This is a genomic window from Corynebacterium sp. ACRPQ (assembly GCF_022347225.1).
Classification (GTDB): Bacteria; Actinomycetota; Actinomycetes; order Mycobacteriales; family Mycobacteriaceae; genus Corynebacterium; species Corynebacterium tuberculostearicum_D.
In genome coordinates, this window is record NZ_JAKRNF010000018.1 from 1 (window position 1) to 15,924 (window position 15,924).

Below are 15,924 nucleotides of genomic sequence, written 5' to 3' on the forward strand. Positions count from 1 at the left end.
GAAGGAGCCCGAGTATCCGGCTGGAAACAAGCCATCAACCAAATGGCCGTGGCCTACCCCGACCGCTTCGACAAATACCTATAAACCCAGCCCCACACACAAACAACTTGACACGCTCCTAGCAGGTGTTTGGCGGCGCTGTTGGCGGCGTCGAGTGCGTACTTGTAGTCTCCAGTATCCCCGTGCGCCCCAATAAACAACGCGCACAGGTGCGTGTCCTGGACTTCATGCACAATGCCAGCTACCCCTTTGCCCCTTAACCTCCGACCAACGACAACGCGTGCTAAACCCCGACATTAGACATATTCTTTATGAATGAGTTATGGCAAAAATACACCTAGCGAAGAAAACACACCAAAAGACGCTTCTCCGAAAGAACAAGATGCACCAGATAGGAACCCCTCTATAGAGAGCCATACCGAACAGGAAAAAGAAGTCACCCAAAGCACAAGTTCTGCTTCGCCTGCCCGCTCCGAATGGCTCCGCAACTTTTGGAGAGAGATCACTAATAAGCTCCGCGACTTTTGGAGAGGGATCCCTAATAAGCAAGGGCTCCGCGACGTTGGAATATCAGTCCTTGCCTCCATAGTGGTGGGATCCTCTTTGGCATGGGCGCAAATTACTGATTCTAGAACCCAGGCAGACACAGCAATTCGTGCTGCTAATACTCAAGCAGCTACAGCAGAGCGACTCGAAAATCTGCGATACGTTCGCGATCGGGCTCAAGTTGCGACGTCAGCTAACCTATCACCCCATTGTCTAACAGCTGACGGGACCATATTTACCCCTGGTACGCCCACTACGAAATCTTCCACAGATAAACCAGACCCTTCCATTCCTGAACTGCCTTTTAAAGACTTTGACCTAAAGGAACAAAATTTGAGTGGGCTTTGGCTTAATTGTGCAAACTTTAGTGGAGCAAACCTCGAAGGGGCAGACTTAAGCAACGCAGTTTTAATAGAGGCGAAGTTTGACGGCGCGAATCTAAGAAACGCGAATCTACAAGGTGCAATCCTTGAACTAGCACAATTAGGGGGTGCCGATTTGCGTGGTGCGGATCTAAGCAACGCGGACCTATCGGGAACTCCTACAGACCTTTCAATTCTTGAAACTGCAACTTTGCACGAGACCATTCTTCCAGAGGATAACTTGGCGTTGACTCCACAACAGAAACAACGCTTACAAGATTTAGGTGCGACTTTCACTAAGGAGGAAGACCCCGAACCATAGTATAAAAGTCCGATTAGGTACACCTAATAGTGCACCGTGGACTGCCCCACGCCGCGCTTGACCTATTGGATGGGGGGCAATTCCGACGTCTTTGTTCGCAGCAATCACCGAGGAAGAGGCACCTGGAGCCCGATATCTACGCTCATATCAACATTTAAGAAGAACTAAATCCACCAGGGGTCATTTTTGAGCCCAGACACTTCGACTCATCACGCCAAGTGTCGGTCAGCTCAATATTTCCCTAAGTGCTTTCTTGGCTCGATGGAGCCGAACTTTGGTTGCGGAAAGGGAAGAGCCCTGATGAAGTGCAATATCTGAGATTTTCATATCAGCTACTGCCCATAGAACGAGGGCTTCACGGGCCTCAATATTGAGAGTCTCGAGTGCGCGAGCAAGATAGTCCTGATTCTCTAATGACTCGGTGAATTCTGCGTGAAAATCCTCAAGCTCAACTTCGTTTCCGAAAGAGTCCTCATCAATGGAAATCGTATGCTTACGGGTTCTTATTAGCTGCAAGGAAGCATTGGTAGCAATACGGTAGAACCAAGTGCCAAACGAAGACTTGCCATTAAACTTGTGCAGATTCTTCCATGCTAAAGCCAGCGCTGACTGAAGGGCATCCTCAGCATCGTGATGATTACAACAGATTCTCAAGCACACGTTCCATGCGCGGTGGCGGCAGGCGGCTACAAGGCTGGAAAAAGCTCGTTCATCGCCGTTTTGTGCAGCTTCAACGAGCGCCTTCTCATCCACATAAACTCCTTAAACCGTGCACAACCATCATAATGCCTAATAGATTAGGCCGGATCCACTATCCTCACCAAAATCAGGGATTTCAAAATCTTGAATATCGTTGAATGAGTATCCCCCATCATTGTCGCTGATAGTGGTGTTCATGCCGTCTGTATCGTTGACGCCTACCTCATCTAATTTGGTGAATTCATCAGTATCTGATACACCGTCGTCGTCAGCCGTAGAGATTAGCTCTTCACTAAGGACAAGTTCTTCGTCCATATTGTCATCAATAGGCACCTCAGGCTCAAGGTCCATGTCTGGTGCGAGAGAGTCTTCATCAACGAAGGTCTCACCTTGGAGTGCTTTATGCAGCAAAGAGTTCCATACTGCGTCGTCAAGGTCGACGAGCTCAATCTCGAGCTCTGGATCGTTTACCATTGAGGCTTTCCCCTTACTCGCCTTACATCTCTGTTCTACAGGCTCGCCAGATTACACTTCGGAGGAGTAATCGTCCGTATCGGCATCGGACTCTGCAGGGTGTTCAATCATATCAATGAACGTGTCCATACTTCCCAAGTCTTCAGAGCCGAGGTCGTCAGCAGTCAAGGTGGTCTCGAGGACGCCATCGGTATTGTCGACATCTGCTAAAGCCGCATCGATTTTGCCGTCACCGTCTTCGTCAAAGTAAGCCGTGTTAGGAACTTCGTCCTTATCCGAATCGATGGTAGCAGCGTCGAAGGTACCGTCTCCATCGGAGTCGAATAGTTCCACGTCAGGAAGACCATCAGCATCTGGGTCGAGCATGGAATGAACTACCTTTCCGTCAACAATGGTGTCTTGCTGAATAGTAGCGCCAGTCTCAGCATCAAAGACCTTTACCTGGTCAACTTCGCCGTCACCGTCAAGATCTTGACGAGAAACGGAATGCTTTTCATCAAGCTCTTGAACGGTAGTTTCCAGGATACCGTCGCCATCGACGTCAACCTCGGTGAGGATGACGTCGCCGTTCTCGCTAAGATGATGAGTTTGATTCTGGCCGTCGAAAGTTTGAGTGTGGATGACGTCGTTAATTCCATCGTTATCTACGTCACGCTCAGAGAAGTAAGCGAACTCTTCAGGATCGAGGTTATTGCTTGGAGTGGTATTTCCGCCGCTCATAATGCTCTCCTTTGTTGGGTGTTTTGGGTGAACAGTTGTTAGATGCTTTAGTCAGGCTAAAAAGTTACAGACGGCTTCTTCTTTACAGATTCGAGTCTGCGAGCAGAGCTTTTGCCGACTCTACATCTTTGAGACCGGAAACTTTCATGTAAAAGGCGGTATCCACATTTACATAGCTTAGGGTGACTTTTTCGTCCGTCATTGCAGCATTTTCGATTTCCCATGCAATCGGATTTTGATTTTCATAAGAGGACTCTAAGGGTTTCCTGTAGCCTTCTCTTATGCTGGCACGCTCGCTACGGGCGCCGCTTTCATCTACGAAGATTTGTACGGAGGGCGTAATGCCGGACGCGTCAAAATTAAGGTATTTTTCCGCTGCAAGATTTCCGTCACCGAATTCGCATTGCGCTCCTGGAGCGCTTCCGTAGTCCCATGATTGACAAGTGGTAATCATAGATTTGATGTGACTGGGAATATTGCTAATTGCGGTATCGCGGGCAGAATCCTCCGATGCATTATTGGTAGCTGCGGGGGACTGCTCGACAGCAGAAGTCTCAATAGTTTCGGAAGTCTGCGGTTCTGCTTGGATTGACGCTTCATCTCCACCACCACGAGTTAGCGCGAACGCTCCAAGTCCAACACTTGCGAGAACAATAGCACCAATGCCGATGAACACAGGCAGCTTGTTCTTCTTTACATCCGTGGAAGTTTCTACTTCTCTAGCCTGTTGGGCCGGGAACGAAGCTGTATGCGCATGCTCTTCTTTCTCGCTGGTTTCCGACGAGGCCCCCGACGTTGGCGGAGTAGTAGTTGACACCAGTCCGGTATTATTTCCGGTAATGTGGGTGACTACTGGAATAATTGCAGACAGAGCTCCCTGGGCGACAACCAGCTTTGGATCGTCAAGAGTTGCTACAGGTGCAAGAGGCTTAAGCGCCTCTTGAACCATGGGAATGCGCGAGGAACCGCCAGTAAGATAGAGCGCTTTGATTTGGTCGGGGCTAGCGATACCTGCTTCATTGAATACGCGCCTAGTCAGATCAACAGCTTTGTCGAGATGAGGTGCAATAATCGTTTCCAATTCATCCCGGGTGAGCTGAATTCGGTGCGTTTCACCCGCCGCCTGGAAGTTGATGGTTGCCGTTGAGGCTTCGCTGAGCAGCTCTTTCGCTCGGCGAATGGCATCTTCCATGGCATGCCTCTCGGAAATGGGGGCTTTTTCTCGCAAGTAGACAAGCAACTCAGGGTCGAGCTCCTCGAGTTGGGCATCTATCCAGCGGCGAATCAAAGCATCAAAAGTCTTACCGCCCAAATTTTGGTCCCCTCGCGCAGTAATGACAGTAAACATGCCGTCAGCTTGCGCTTCGAGAACAGCCACGTCCAGTGTGCCGCCACCAAAGTCAAAGACTGCAATCTTTTCTCCTGGCTCCAGAGTTTGTGCTTGCGAGTAATAATGCGCAGCTGCTTGGGGCTCGGAAACAGTCCGAATCTTGTCTACTGGAAGCCCTAAGCCTGCAGCAGCTTCGAGGAGAACATTGACCTCTTCCTCCGACCATGCCTCCGGGTGAGTTAGAACCAGATCCTGGGGCGGGATACCGCCATGCTCGCGGGTTGCACGCTCTACTACGGACTTCAAAATTGCCGCAATCGGAAGGGAGCTCGGAACATCGAGACCGTTAAGTTGGAAAACGTGCTGTGGGACTAGACGCTTTGGAGAGGGAATAAAGCCTGCCGGATTCGCACTAGCGCGGTCGAGAGCCACGTCGCCAATAGCAACATTATCGACGCTGTCCAGATAGACAGAAGAGCTCATTGTGGTTCGGTTGTGGCTAAGGTTTACTGCTTCGACGTTGCCTTTAACCGGGCCGGTATGTGCTGCTGCGGTGTTCGAGGTACCGAAGTCGATGCCGAGAGACCAAGCGTTTCCCATGACGTTCCTCCAGGAAAATAGTAGGGTTTTCTAAATGGTGTTAGAGCCGGTGACATTAGCCACAACATAATTCGTGCCGGCAGGGGCCAGGCTCGGATCGCGAAGCTCATCATTAACCCCGTCAGTAACTACCATTTCGTAGTCGGAATCCTGCCACGCGCCCGCAAAGGTATTGATATCGACTTGCAGCCCATTACCTTCTGGCGTGCCCGGGTCAGCCAAAGTAACCATACCCGTATTGGTGTTGATTTCAGTGACAATAAGGGCGTGGTTGGCCGCATCACCTGCGTAGTCAGCCATTGCCTGCTCTTCCGGCGACAGTAGCGCCCAAATCTCTTGGGCGTCGACGGTAGCAAGTACTCCGCAGCCTTCTTCCAGCTTCACTGCGAGGTCTGTCATTGGGTCACTTTGGTTTGCCTGTTCAATATGCGCAGCCACACCATTGGCATTAAACAAATCGCGGATCTGAGTGGTGTACATTCCATCGGACAAATCGGAATCAATGCCAAGCTCTAATGCCTGGTTAACCATTACATTGGGATCGAAGATTCCAGTGTTAAAAAATTGATTGAGGATGAATGAGACAGAAGTGGGTCCGCAATATCCATCTACCTGCTGGTAGTACCAGTCGTCATTCCATGCGACTGAATTTCCATACACACCGTCATCGACATAGTTAGCCCACGGGTCTGCGTCTTCGAGTACTACTTCTTCGTTTGAAGTATCAGTGTTTTCCTCGAAAATAACCGCCTGGTCTGCATCATTTTCAACCGGGCTACCCTCTGCTGGGCTCGTGACGGTTGAGTCAGCTTCAGTAGCTGGGGGAGCAACCGGCTGCTCGTTATCAGCAGGCATCACGGCATCCGTGTCGTCATTGACATTGTGATGGTAAGCACCATCGTCAATGGACGCATCGTCAGGGGAGCTTACTGAATCATTCGAAGCCTCATCCGTGCTGTTGGTATCAGCTGGGTCTACAATTTCCGGATCAGTTGGTTCACTGCTTGGCTCAGAAGGCTCACCATCTGCGGGAGCAGCCAAGTCATTATCGGATACCTCCGGCTCGACAGTGTACTGCGGGGTTGCATCCCACTCCGGTGTGTAGGTGGTGTCCTCGGGAAGGGTCTGATCCGGTAGGTGACTGAGCATCGAATCCAAGTCATTGGAAGGAACGAAAGTGTGCGGATCGGTCATTATGAAAGTCCTTAAATCTTGAGGGGATGTTCTTCTTGACTGGTTGTTAGATGCCTTGGAGACAGCAGAAGGTTACATAGAAAAATACGTGGTCCCCTGCCCAAAATAGGTAACTGAGGCAGGGGAACTATCTCATCCCTTTTCTACGAGGTAGAGGTAGCCGAGGCAGACTCAGAAGCAACACCGGCAGGCTCAGATTCGTTGGGGTTGACACTTTCCGCAGGTTTTGGCTTGGTACCTTCAGGATTCTCCTTGGCATCTTTGAAAACTGCCAGCTGGGCGGCCATCTTTTGCGAGAGGAGCTTCTGAGCTTCCTCAAAGCTAGAAGCTGAGCCCGGTTTCCTGTCACTTGCGGTGGGGGCAGAGGAGTTAATGACTGTGCTGTCAGTATTAGTTTCGCGAGACTTATAGAAAGTCTGATCGCCTAAGGCAACCTTGTCCTCATAAATCATGACGCATTGGAGCAGTCCGCGGCCTGCAGTTTCATCCTTAGTGACGCAGGAAGTGTCGGGAAGGTTTTGAGGCTCGTCATAGTCGCGGTAGTCCGAATCTTTCGAGTCTGCAATGTACGCAGACTGGAAAACCTTTGCATTATCAGCATTCTTCGCTTGGATGACAGAGGTTTCCCACGCACCGACATTTTCAATACCGGCAAGGTCAAGCGCTTTAAATATGAACTCTGGGTCAGATTGTGTAGCTGCAAATCCGCGAGCATTAAGCCCACCAACCACGGAGGGAACATTGTAGCCTTCAGGGGTTTGAACTGCGTAGCGAGTTAGACCTTCAGGATCTATGGTTCCCCAGTTATCCAACTTTCCGTATCCCTCAGCAGTTTTGTGCGTGTCAATCGTATCGAGCAGAGGAATCTGTTTGTCGAGATAGGAGTTAATCCTCTCTTTCCCTGCCTGCGCATCGCCACTGAGATCTACCGTGAAATTATAGAGCAAGAATTCATTACTGGTCGTCATCGACTCCAGAACGGTTTGAACCTTCGTTTTATCGTTGAAGTCGGTTAGCTGCTTTTCTGAGATGAGGGTATGCTCCCTACCGTCCAACGTAGTTTCTGCCCAGGGGTGGTAGTTCTCATCATCGTCGTAAATCGAACTATCCTCGTTATCCTTGGGAATATTGTCGTGCAATGCCTTGGCAGCGGCTTGAGCCTTTTCTGGAGACTCAAAGCGAATGACCGCGCTCGTTAACTCCTTAGTATCATCAGCATCATGAGAGGAAGTGAAATACCCCGATTGGAAAGGAGTGTTCAGCGCCTCAAGTGCGTCAATGGAGTTTTCCGTTAAAAACCTAAAGGTATAGTCCGGAGAAAGAATCCTTGAAGAAGCACTCTGATCGGTCAAGTCAGGATCAGCCTCAAAACCAAGGACAAACGCATTAGCTATCCGGTTGCTTTCAATCATGTTTCCGCCGGTGAGCTCCGCTACTTCTTTCTTGAATTCAGTGCGGTACGTGGTTGGGTAGTCACCTGTGTCGTACTCGGCCATAGCCTCAGAGTCGGAGCCGACTGCGCTAGAGGCCTCGGTGCTGGCAGCTGCAGACGTTGCAGACTGGACTTGTGCTCCTTCGTCCGAGCTACAAGCTGCGAGCATACAGGTGGATGCCAGGGTTGTTACTAAAAGAGCAAGATTTTTACTCATGAGAAATCCTTTCGAGAAAGATCGGGCCTGCGCGGCCAGAGATCATCATTGTTGACTACTTGTTAGATGATCCAAGGAGCGGAATAGGTTACAGAGTGACGAGTATTCAGACTCAAAAATTATAACTAGGCACTTTAAGGGTGCCGTTATACCCTTCGAACCCTTCGTTCTTTTTCTCGCCTCAGGGTTCCAACTTACTGTTGGCCAATCTTCTTTCCCCATCCAATTGCCGACTTCTTGGGGGCACACCGCATCTATCTTCAGGGGAATTTCGAGATCGTAACCAAAGTCAGATTCCATGGCGTGTCGGATAGAATAAGACGCGACCTCTCCGACCTATAAAGGACATTTTTCCTATGCCAGATGGTGCGTCTACAGCCCAACGCCAAAGAGCTGAGGCTCTTTTAACGTTTCTAACAGAGAATATTTTAAATAAATACTCCAAGTCTGAAATCAGCACCTTGGCATGGGAAAAGTTTTCTACAAGACAACAGATGAAATCAGTCGTTGTCGTAGGCGAGGTTTCACGCGGCAAGTCTTCGCTCGCGAATGCACTGGTAGGAGTTAAAGACGCTTCCCCCGTGGGCGTCAATTTCACGACGGCCGTTTCCGTGGGGCTTGGTGCTGGAAGTGAAGATTCCACACCGAACTCGGCACAGCTTTTTTATTCTGACCACGAAGAATCAGTCTCCCGCGACCAGCTAGAGGAATACATCAACGAGCACCAACAGGCGGCTCGCCTCCGCAACGGCGAAGATGTGCCGACTCGAGCATTTATTCCCCTGACGTCTTCGTCTATTGATGCTGTCGTTATTGATACGCCAGGAGTAGGCGGACTAGACCCCTCACATACCAAGCTTGCAGCAACTTCTGCTGAGCAAGCCAGTGTACTGGTCGTGGTGTGCGATGCTTCATCTCCACTTACCGCCCCCGAAATGGAATTTATAAAGGCCACCGGTCGCCATATCGACAACATCGTGGTTGCGGTAACCAAGATCGACAAGCACTTTTCCAGGTGGGAACAGATTGTCGCTAACGACAAAGCCCTCCTTAAAAAGCATTTGGGACGAACTGTTCCCGTTGTCGGGGTGTCGAGCCTACTTGATGTCTACAGTGATCCCAATCTTCCTGATGCAGAGATTGATCGAATTCATCAGGCTTCCGGCGTCCCAGAATTGAGACGGCAGATAGTTGAGCGCTTTGCTGCAGCGGAAAACTTTCCGGCAATTAACGGGCTGCGTGTGGCACTAGAGGGGCTGCGAGATTTGAATGAAGAATTAAATATAAGGAAGGATTCCATCTCACAAGCTGAGGATGCTTTGCCTGAACTAAACACTCAACTAGCGAAGCTTCAGGACCTCAAGAAAGATTTGGAGCAATGGGAGCAGTATCTCAATCGAGATCTCACTCTCTCACGTCAGAAAGCGGGTGATTTCCTCGACACCAAGTTGGAAGAGATACGTCAGAAATGGTTGTCGACGATCAATCGTGAGGGGATGAAGGTGCTGAGACAGTCTTCACAGCACTACACTGCACAAATTGAGAAAGATTTCCAGGAAATCGTACTGTCCACCCTTGGGGTCTTCACCACGGATATTGAAGAACGCATCGTCAAACCCCGTTTCAAATCGAACAATGCCTGGGAAGAAATATCTCAGGAGATTGCCCTTGGCTTTAGCGACCGTGAACTACAAACCACAGAGGTCAAAAAGAAGACTGATGGAATTTTTGACCCCATGATGTTACTTATGGGCGCATCCGGCGGATCAATTATTGGTGCTGCGCTTGGCGCAGTGGTCTCCTTTTCGGGTCTTGGACTCGTTGCCGGTGCAGGCTGGGTGGCTTTTAACGTTGGCTTCCGTGCAATGCGATCCGGCAAACAGAACCTGGTCAATTGGGTTCAACAAACCGTAGCGGCCACCCGTATGTTCACCAATAGGTTGTTGGAAGCTGGTGTCGCTAATGCGCGTCCTGCCATTGTTATTCGGTACAGGGAGTACATTCGCAAAGCCATCGATCAGACCCAACAGCAGATCAGCACTGCCCAAAAATCGGCCAACATGGAAACCAAGCATAAGGCGGCCAGCCTTCAGCGCTTGGATAGGAATATGGAGATCATCTCCAAAAACATTGCTCGCGCCGAGACAATGATTGAAGAGCTCAAGTCTTCAGCCAAAAGTACAGATAATGATAAGGCGGAGCGCTAGACATGGATTCCCTAGAAAAGGCTTTAACCGTTGCTATTGACTCGGTGGCAAAGCTAAGTCCCGAGCTAACTGCTGAGGCTGCTATTTTGTCCGCATCGTTAACTGCAGCACCCCGTGTCGTGGTGGTCGGCCGCCTCAAAGCAGGAAAATCCACTCTGGTCAACGCGCTCATAGGTGCACCGGTATCTGAAACTGCAGCTTTAGAGGCCACTAATGTTGTAACTGTATTTCAATATGGCGCCCCAGATAGAGCTGAAGCGGTTCTCAAAGACGGCAGCTCAATTCCTATTGAGACGATGCGTGGCCAACAGGCAAAGTTACCTGTGCCGGCTGACCAGATCGCTTATGTAAATCGTTGGATTACCAGTGCTGCTGTCGACAAATATTCCCTGATTGATACACCGGGGTTGGCCACATTGACTGAAGCTAACGAGGATGCTACTCGCGCCGCACTTCTCGATGATCAGACTCGTGCAGCATCAGTTGATGCAGACGCTGCCATTTTCCTGTTTGATTCAGTACCACATCATGACGAAGTCGCGTTCCTGCAGGACCTCGGCTTTACGCCACTAAACACTTTGGGCATATTGTCTCGCGCTGACGATTTCGGCGAAGGGGCTCTCGGCGAGGATGACCCATTGGAAGGCGCCAAAGAGTATGCGGATGAACTTCAAGATATTTTGTCTCAGCACCTCACCAAGGTCATTCCGGTGGCAGGTCTCTTAGCGGAGACTGCTCATACGGGCAGGGTAACTGAATTTTTGGCCCGTTCATTAAGTGAGTTTTCTGCAATGCCCCTTAGTGAGCTGATACCTGTTCTCTTCTCGACAAGTCAAAGTCGAAAGAAAGAATCAGCGCTTTCTTTAATGTCACAAGTAGGGGAGTATGGATTCTTCAAGGGTCGCGCTGCAGCCACATTGGGCGGCGCTGCTTTGTCGGATTGGCTGGTAGAAAAATCCAATCTGGATCAGGTACGTTCCTTCCTCCTAGAATCTTTGACCCCTTTTGCCCAGCTTCATCGAGCAGGCCGCATCGTCGGTTCAATGGAGCAACTGTCCTACCGTTATCCAGAACACCGAGAGCGAATTCGATCCATCATTTCCCAACTGCGCAATGATCCTCGTATGACATCAGCGCTTTTGCTCCAGGACCTCAAATCATTATTGGAATCCCAGGCTCAGCCAGAGATTCTCGAAGAAGTGATTCGGATTATTGGAGGCAGTTCCCATGGTCAAAAACTCGGCATCGATCGATTTGCTTCGGGGTTTGAGATTGTCGAGGCAGTTCGGAAGCGTCGGGCGTGGCTTGATGGCCTTTCTATGACTTTCCTTTCAGCTGCTGAGGAATCCACTATTTTTAATCTCCGCAAAATCTACGCAGAACTTGAATTAGCTGGCGAAGCCCTAACTTAGTCACCAGGCCACTATCTGTTCGATCCAACCTCGCCACTATCCAGGCGAGTTTTCAGGCGCATTAGTACGTTCCAATATGAAATTTTGTGCCCCGTTTTGCACTACGGTCATGATTGACTTGTCTCGTATACACACCAACAGCCGATGATGCGTTTTTCTTTGGGAGAACCCGCCCCAAGCAATAATAGAAATCAAGACACATGCCTAGGAACAAAACTCAGGGCACTTCAGAGTGGCGACGTTAGGCGATCCGATCGGGACTGATGTAGGCAATGGGGTTCCGAGATGTACCTCGAAGGACTTTCGCCCCGAGAAGTTCCTGTTCTTCGGCTGCCTCGCGACTATCTAGAGGATTCCCATTTTCATCAACATGCCAGACCAGAACTTCGTAGCGGCCTGGATCTTCTTCCGATTTAACGATTCCTCGTATATCTCGCGCTGCAAGAATCGAAAGCTCAGGATGGAGGATAAGAACTTTCTTACATTCAATGGCTCGAGAAGCTTTCAAGACCCACCATTTTAGACCAGCCTCTAGGATCTCCTGCGTGGACATCCCCTCTGTATATCCAGCCCACTCATCAGGATGTTCCTTCCACCCCAGCCGGATAGTCAAAAATTCGGATGCCATGATAGCTCCCCTTTCGTGTCGGTGTATCAACTTTCAAATAGCCGCCCAAAGGGCACTAACCCATAGACTAGTTAACTTGTTAACAAGTTTCAAACTACAGACGGAGAGTCTCTCTTTGGGGTACACCCTATTGTTACACGCGCCTGTGGCGGAATGTTTCCTGTAAAATAGGGCCGTTCCTAGCATTGTTTTACACGTGTCTAGTGGGGTCTAGGCCTTATGTTTACAGAAAGTGGTGAGTGTGGTGTTATCGTCTGACGGTTTCCATATTGAAAGTCATATTGACTCTGTGCCCGCGTTGGCGCGAGTGAAAGATCTGCATGGTGGGTTGTCGTCGGGGCAGCAGGCGTTGGGCAGGATTGTACAATCCTTGCTTGCTGACGCTGATGGTCTCGACGGGGCACAGTTGTCTGACTTGGCGCGGGTAGTTGAGTCGTATCGTGATGCGGTCATCAAACAGGAAAATGCTGCCTTTAACTCTCCGCGAGGCGAAGACTAATGGTTAAAAGCTCTGGTTCGCATGGGCAGCGGGTGGGCTATATCCGTGTCTCGACGGTGGAGCAGAATAATCAGCGGCAAAAAGAACTACTCAATATGTCTGGCAGGATTGACCGGTTCTTTGAAGATAAGATTTCCGGCCGCACCAAGACTGCCCGCCCAGGACTGAGGGAGTGTATGGCGTACGTGCGCGACGGTGACGAACTCGTCGTTTCGTCGATCGACCGCCTCGCCCGATCGCTGACAGATCTGCGCGGCATTGTTGATGAACTCACCAACAAAGGTGTGACTGTTACTTTCCTGCATGAGAATCTCGCGTTTGCGAAAGACACCACAGATCCACGCGCGGATTTAATGCTCGGTATTTTGGGTTCGTTTGCGGAGTTTGAGCGGGCCATTATCCGCGAGCGCCAGGCGGAGGGGATTGCGTTGGCGAAAAAGGCCGGCAAGTACAAAGGCCGCAAGCCTGCTCTTAGCCCGCAGCAGGTGGCGGAGATTAAGCGGCGCGTGCTGGCGGGGGAGTCGAAAGCAGTCTTGGCGCGGGAATTCGGGGTGACCCGTCCTACGGTGTATCGAGCATTGAAAAACGCCTAAAGCGGAGTAGCAAGAACGCCTGATGGTTCGTGCACACAGGTTCTCAACGCGTATAAGGCGATAAACAAAAATGACCAGTACGGCACGACTAGACCAAAGCCGGTAAAGCCAAGGGGGTGCGACTAAAGCCATCCTCTAAGCCTGAAAACGCAAGCGTCTCGCATCCCTAGGCATCATTTGTAATAAGCTTGCCCTCGTTCCAGTGGCCCACACTTCACAAAGGAAGAATGGGCCACCAGATATTTTTCAAAGCTCTCTAGTTCTCTTGTGCTGCAAGCAACTGCTTTAATCGATTATCGATGTCGGTGAGCTTCCTGACTGTTACTACAGCAAACACGAGAGCACAGACCAAAATTATAATAGTTAACAAATTATCACTTCTTCATGGTTACGCAGGCCCATGGGGACCATTGCCCCTTGGCTTCGACGTATACTCGACCACAAGTTTTCGATCCGTCCTTCGCATGAACTCCATTTAGATCATATGTGTGTTCATGAGGCATCGCGATAGGAGAGCACCCGTTAGGACCCGCAGGGATTACTTTTCGGTTGCCGTTGGGTTCATCGTATGCGAGCTCATACTTTGTCCCGCAAACATTGTCGATTTTCAACTCGAAACTAGGATAATAAGACACATGGACTTTGCCAAGCTCTAGGCCGCTGCCTTCGACTCCAATAGTAACTCGCGCACCAGCACCGCCAGGTGCCCAAGTGCCGCCTCCTGCAGACCGTGTAGAAACACGCTCATCATTCGAGTCAGAGTCTCCAAAGGAGTCGTCAAATTGGACTTCTGCTTGATTTTCATTGGAATTCGATTGGGCGGAAGATTCTTCAGCTGTAGCGGCAGGAGCTGCAGTGCAAACAAGGAAACCAACAGCGGCCACCGCAAGCTTATTAAACTTCTTCATAACTTCCTTTCATGGAAATAGAGATACTTAGTTAAAACCTACGACATGAAGACTCAATTTGAAGGTTATCAATCTAGTAGCAACTGCGCATCCGTCTTAGCCAGAATTAACTTGCTTTGTGCACGTACAAAGGCCGCAAACCAGCCCTTACCCCACAACAGGTAGCAGAGATTAAACAGCGCGCGCTGACGGGGGAGTCGAAAGCAGCCTTGGCGCGAGAATTCGAGGTCACTCGTCCTACGGTGTATCGGGCGCTGAAGAACGTCTAAACGTCGGCAGCGTGAGGGTAAATCTGCGCACCCACGGTGCCTGCCGTATGCCAGGACATATGCCTAAGCATATGGCAAGGCATACGCTTTAACATATGTCTTGTTGTATGCAGTGTCAGCTGCATGTTTACAGGTCTTCAGAATTCTGTAAACGATGTCAGTTGCTGCTTTTGAGTCTTTAAAGCGTTGGAGTTCAGCCCCTCACACCATGGTGGATATACCCTAAAACCTCTCTTTCCTGGGGCTGCTCCGGAGGTAATACCAAGGCGTTGCAAATCTTGATTGCTAAATTGAAAAACACCTCGGTGCTCTCCTTGAGTCACAAAGACTAGGAGACCGTCGCCGCAGGAGGAATCTTCAAAAGGCACGGATTCCCCTTCATGGTTGCGTTGCCAGAATGCCACAAAGGCTCCCGGTTTAGAAGGCGTGGTGCGTGCTGTGCGGACATGCCAGGTTTTAGCTCCCAACTCGGCTATTCCCGATTCATAATTCGCATTATCACTTGTTGCATTGATAGTAGCTTCTAAATTAAAGGCCGCCACAAATTGGTAAAAGAACTCAAACTTCATCTTCAAGGCAGTATCCGCATCTTTTTCGTTCAGCCTTGAAGCTTAAGGAAAGTAACAGAGGTTAACAAGTTTGCCGCGTTAAATCGCACCTTTCCGCATGTCGTAGAGGAAAAGGATTACCAATCGATGGAGGTTAAGGCAGCTGTATAAGGAATTCACTTTTCCCTGCAGCGACTTTCGACCTTCTAAACCGCTCGGCGACAAAACCTGTTTGAGACACTTCCTGCTCGGCAAGTATCAAAGGCATCTTCTCCCACATTTGCGCGATAGCCTCACGCGTGTGGTCCACCCCTACAACCAAAACATGATGCGATGGAATTCGCATCATCCCGAGCTCGCCCTGGTTGTCTTGTTCAAGGGACAGCTCGCTACATAGCAGGCAAACGCGGTAGCGAAGTAGTTCCTCATCAACTGTAAGCGGATCGTCAAGGGCAAGACCGTAAATCGTGAAGTCGTCATCTTCAAAGTTATGGAAGGCTATTGCTTTAACATATTCCATTGCTTCTTTGTGTCGAGCGGTCCCGTAGGGGCCTGTAACCTCTAAATAGTATGCCGGGGTTGCTTCAATGGTTTCTGTCCATACCGTGGGTGTATTCATGGACAGTAATCATATTCATCAGTTTAATTGAATTAAACTTTTAACTGGCTCTTCCCCTACCACAAAAAGGTCTGACAGTATATGACGCGTTAGCTAAAAAGGGCCGGCAAGTACAAAGGCCGCAAACCAGCCCTTACCCCACAACAGGTAGCAGAGATTAAACAGCGCGTACTGGCGGGGGAGTTCGGAGCCACTCGCCCTACGGTGTATCGGGCGTTGAAGAACGTCTAAGCGTCGGCGGCGTGAGGGTAAATCTGCGCACCCACGGTGCCTGCCGTATGCCAGGACATATGCCTAAGCATATGGCAAGGCATACGCTTTAACATATGCTGTAGCATATGTCCT

The 15,924-nt window shown here is 50.0% G+C and carries 15 protein-coding genes; 5 read left to right on the plus strand and 10 right to left on the minus strand.

What is annotated here, in order from left to right; all coding sequences use genetic code 11:
* The first annotated feature begins 315 nt into the window (after positions 1 to 315).
* On the plus strand, positions 316 to 1,230 hold the full coding sequence (locus tag MHY24_RS10065) for a pentapeptide repeat-containing protein (RefSeq protein WP_239230368.1): 915 nt from the start codon (positions 316 to 318) through the stop codon (positions 1,228 to 1,230).
* 225 nt (positions 1,231 to 1,455) lie between these two features.
* On the opposite strand, the gene MHY24_RS10070 is transcribed toward MHY24_RS10065, so the two are convergent.
* The 6 genes from MHY24_RS10070 to MHY24_RS10095 all read right to left on the minus strand — a co-directional run bounded on the left by MHY24_RS10070 (position 1,456) and on the right by MHY24_RS10095 (position 7,896).
* The gene (locus tag MHY24_RS10070; protein ID WP_239230370.1) at positions 1,456 to 1,983 is read right to left on the minus strand and encodes an RNA polymerase sigma factor; all 528 of its coding nucleotides are present in this window, start codon (positions 1,981 to 1,983) and stop codon (positions 1,456 to 1,458) included.
* Between the two features lie 36 nt (positions 1,984 to 2,019).
* Positions 2,020 to 2,403, minus strand: coding sequence for a hypothetical protein (locus MHY24_RS10075; RefSeq protein ID WP_239230372.1), 384 nt, complete (start codon positions 2,401 to 2,403; stop codon positions 2,020 to 2,022).
* A gap of 51 nt (positions 2,404 to 2,454) precedes the next feature.
* Positions 2,455 to 3,123 (minus strand): hypothetical protein, encoded by a 669-nt coding sequence (locus MHY24_RS10080; RefSeq protein WP_239230374.1) that lies wholly within the window; start codon positions 3,121 to 3,123, stop codon positions 2,455 to 2,457.
* Positions 3,124 to 3,205: 82 nt separating this feature from the next.
* Positions 3,206 to 5,053, minus strand: a complete 1,848-nt coding sequence (locus tag MHY24_RS10085; protein WP_239230376.1) for an Hsp70 family protein — start codon at positions 5,051 to 5,053, stop codon at positions 3,206 to 3,208.
* Positions 5,054 to 5,083: 30 nt separating this feature from the next.
* Positions 5,084 to 6,247, minus strand: a complete 1,164-nt coding sequence (locus MHY24_RS10090) for a hypothetical protein (RefSeq protein WP_239230378.1) — start codon at positions 6,245 to 6,247, stop codon at positions 5,084 to 5,086.
* Positions 6,248 to 6,390: 143 nt separating this feature from the next.
* Entirely contained in the window at positions 6,391 to 7,896 is a 1,506-nt protein-coding gene (locus MHY24_RS10095) for a hypothetical protein (protein WP_239230380.1), read from the minus strand.
* Between the two features lie 356 nt (positions 7,897 to 8,252).
* Here MHY24_RS10095 and MHY24_RS10100 point away from each other — a divergent pair, with 356 nt between their 5' ends.
* Complete coding sequence (locus tag MHY24_RS10100) at positions 8,253 to 10,103, plus strand: dynamin family protein (RefSeq protein WP_239230382.1); 1,851 nt, start codon at positions 8,253 to 8,255, stop codon at positions 10,101 to 10,103.
* Positions 10,104 to 10,105: 2 nt separating this feature from the next.
* Positions 10,106 to 11,515 (plus strand): dynamin family protein, encoded by a 1,410-nt coding sequence (locus MHY24_RS10105; protein WP_239230384.1) that lies wholly within the window; start codon positions 10,106 to 10,108, stop codon positions 11,513 to 11,515.
* Positions 11,516 to 11,756: 241 nt separating this feature from the next.
* Here MHY24_RS10105 and MHY24_RS10110 read toward each other — a convergent pair whose 3' ends face one another.
* Entirely contained in the window at positions 11,757 to 12,143 is a 387-nt protein-coding gene (locus tag MHY24_RS10110) for a hypothetical protein (RefSeq protein WP_239230386.1), read from the minus strand.
* 498 nt (positions 12,144 to 12,641) lie between these two features.
* Between MHY24_RS10110 and MHY24_RS10115 the strand changes: the two genes are divergently transcribed.
* Positions 12,642 to 13,235 (plus strand): recombinase family protein, encoded by a 594-nt coding sequence (locus MHY24_RS10115; RefSeq protein WP_239230388.1) that lies wholly within the window; start codon positions 12,642 to 12,644, stop codon positions 13,233 to 13,235.
* Between the two features lie 374 nt (positions 13,236 to 13,609).
* Here the strand turns inward: MHY24_RS10115 and MHY24_RS10120 are convergent, their stop codons facing one another.
* On the minus strand, positions 13,610 to 14,143 hold the full coding sequence (locus MHY24_RS10120; RefSeq protein ID WP_239230390.1) for a hypothetical protein: 534 nt from the start codon (positions 14,141 to 14,143) through the stop codon (positions 13,610 to 13,612).
* 116 nt (positions 14,144 to 14,259) lie between these two features.
* Here MHY24_RS10120 and MHY24_RS10125 point away from each other — a divergent pair, with 116 nt between their 5' ends.
* Positions 14,260 to 14,412, plus strand: coding sequence for a helix-turn-helix domain-containing protein (locus MHY24_RS10125; RefSeq protein ID WP_239230392.1), 153 nt, complete (start codon positions 14,260 to 14,262; stop codon positions 14,410 to 14,412).
* 137 nt (positions 14,413 to 14,549) lie between these two features.
* Here the strand turns inward: MHY24_RS10125 and MHY24_RS10130 are convergent, their stop codons facing one another.
* Both MHY24_RS10130 and MHY24_RS10135 read right to left on the minus strand, forming a co-directional pair.
* Complete coding sequence (locus MHY24_RS10130; protein WP_239230436.1) at positions 14,550 to 14,981, minus strand: MepB family protein; 432 nt, start codon at positions 14,979 to 14,981, stop codon at positions 14,550 to 14,552.
* 133 nt (positions 14,982 to 15,114) lie between these two features.
* Complete coding sequence (locus MHY24_RS10135; RefSeq protein ID WP_239230394.1) at positions 15,115 to 15,579, minus strand: GyrI-like domain-containing protein; 465 nt, start codon at positions 15,577 to 15,579, stop codon at positions 15,115 to 15,117.
* Positions 15,580 to 15,924 lie beyond the last annotated feature (345 nt).

Excerpts from the sequence above, each read along its gene's own strand:
- MHY24_RS10095 (WP_239230380.1), bottom strand. The coding sequence starts at position 7,896 with ATGAGTAAAAATCTTGCTCTTTTAGTAACAACCCTGGCATCCACCTGT.
- MHY24_RS10065 (WP_239230368.1), top strand. The coding sequence starts at position 316 with ATGAGTTATGGCAAAAATACACCTAGCGAAGAAAACACACCAAAAGAC.
- MHY24_RS10130 (WP_239230436.1), bottom strand. The coding sequence starts at position 14,981 with ATGAAGTTTGAGTTCTTTTACCAATTTGTGGCGGCCTTTAATTTAGAA.
- MHY24_RS10075 (WP_239230372.1), bottom strand. The coding sequence starts at position 2,403 with ATGGTAAACGATCCAGAGCTCGAGATTGAGCTCGTCGACCTTGACGAC.
- MHY24_RS10080 (WP_239230374.1), bottom strand. The coding sequence starts at position 3,123 with ATGAGCGGCGGAAATACCACTCCAAGCAATAACCTCGATCCTGAAGAG.
- MHY24_RS10120 (WP_239230390.1), bottom strand. The coding sequence starts at position 14,143 with ATGAAGAAGTTTAATAAGCTTGCGGTGGCCGCTGTTGGTTTCCTTGTT.
- MHY24_RS10100 (WP_239230382.1), top strand. The coding sequence starts at position 8,253 with ATGCCAGATGGTGCGTCTACAGCCCAACGCCAAAGAGCTGAGGCTCTT.
- MHY24_RS10110 (WP_239230386.1), bottom strand. The coding sequence starts at position 12,143 with ATGGCATCCGAATTTTTGACTATCCGGCTGGGGTGGAAGGAACATCCT.
- MHY24_RS10105 (WP_239230384.1), top strand. The coding sequence starts at position 10,106 with ATGGATTCCCTAGAAAAGGCTTTAACCGTTGCTATTGACTCGGTGGCA.
- MHY24_RS10135 (WP_239230394.1), bottom strand. The coding sequence starts at position 15,579 with ATGAATACACCCACGGTATGGACAGAAACCATTGAAGCAACCCCGGCA.
- MHY24_RS10085 (WP_239230376.1), bottom strand. The coding sequence starts at position 5,053 with ATGGGAAACGCTTGGTCTCTCGGCATCGACTTCGGTACCTCGAACACC.
- MHY24_RS10090 (WP_239230378.1), bottom strand. The coding sequence starts at position 6,247 with ATGACCGATCCGCACACTTTCGTTCCTTCCAATGACTTGGATTCGATG.
- MHY24_RS10115 (WP_239230388.1), top strand. The coding sequence starts at position 12,642 with ATGGTTAAAAGCTCTGGTTCGCATGGGCAGCGGGTGGGCTATATCCGT.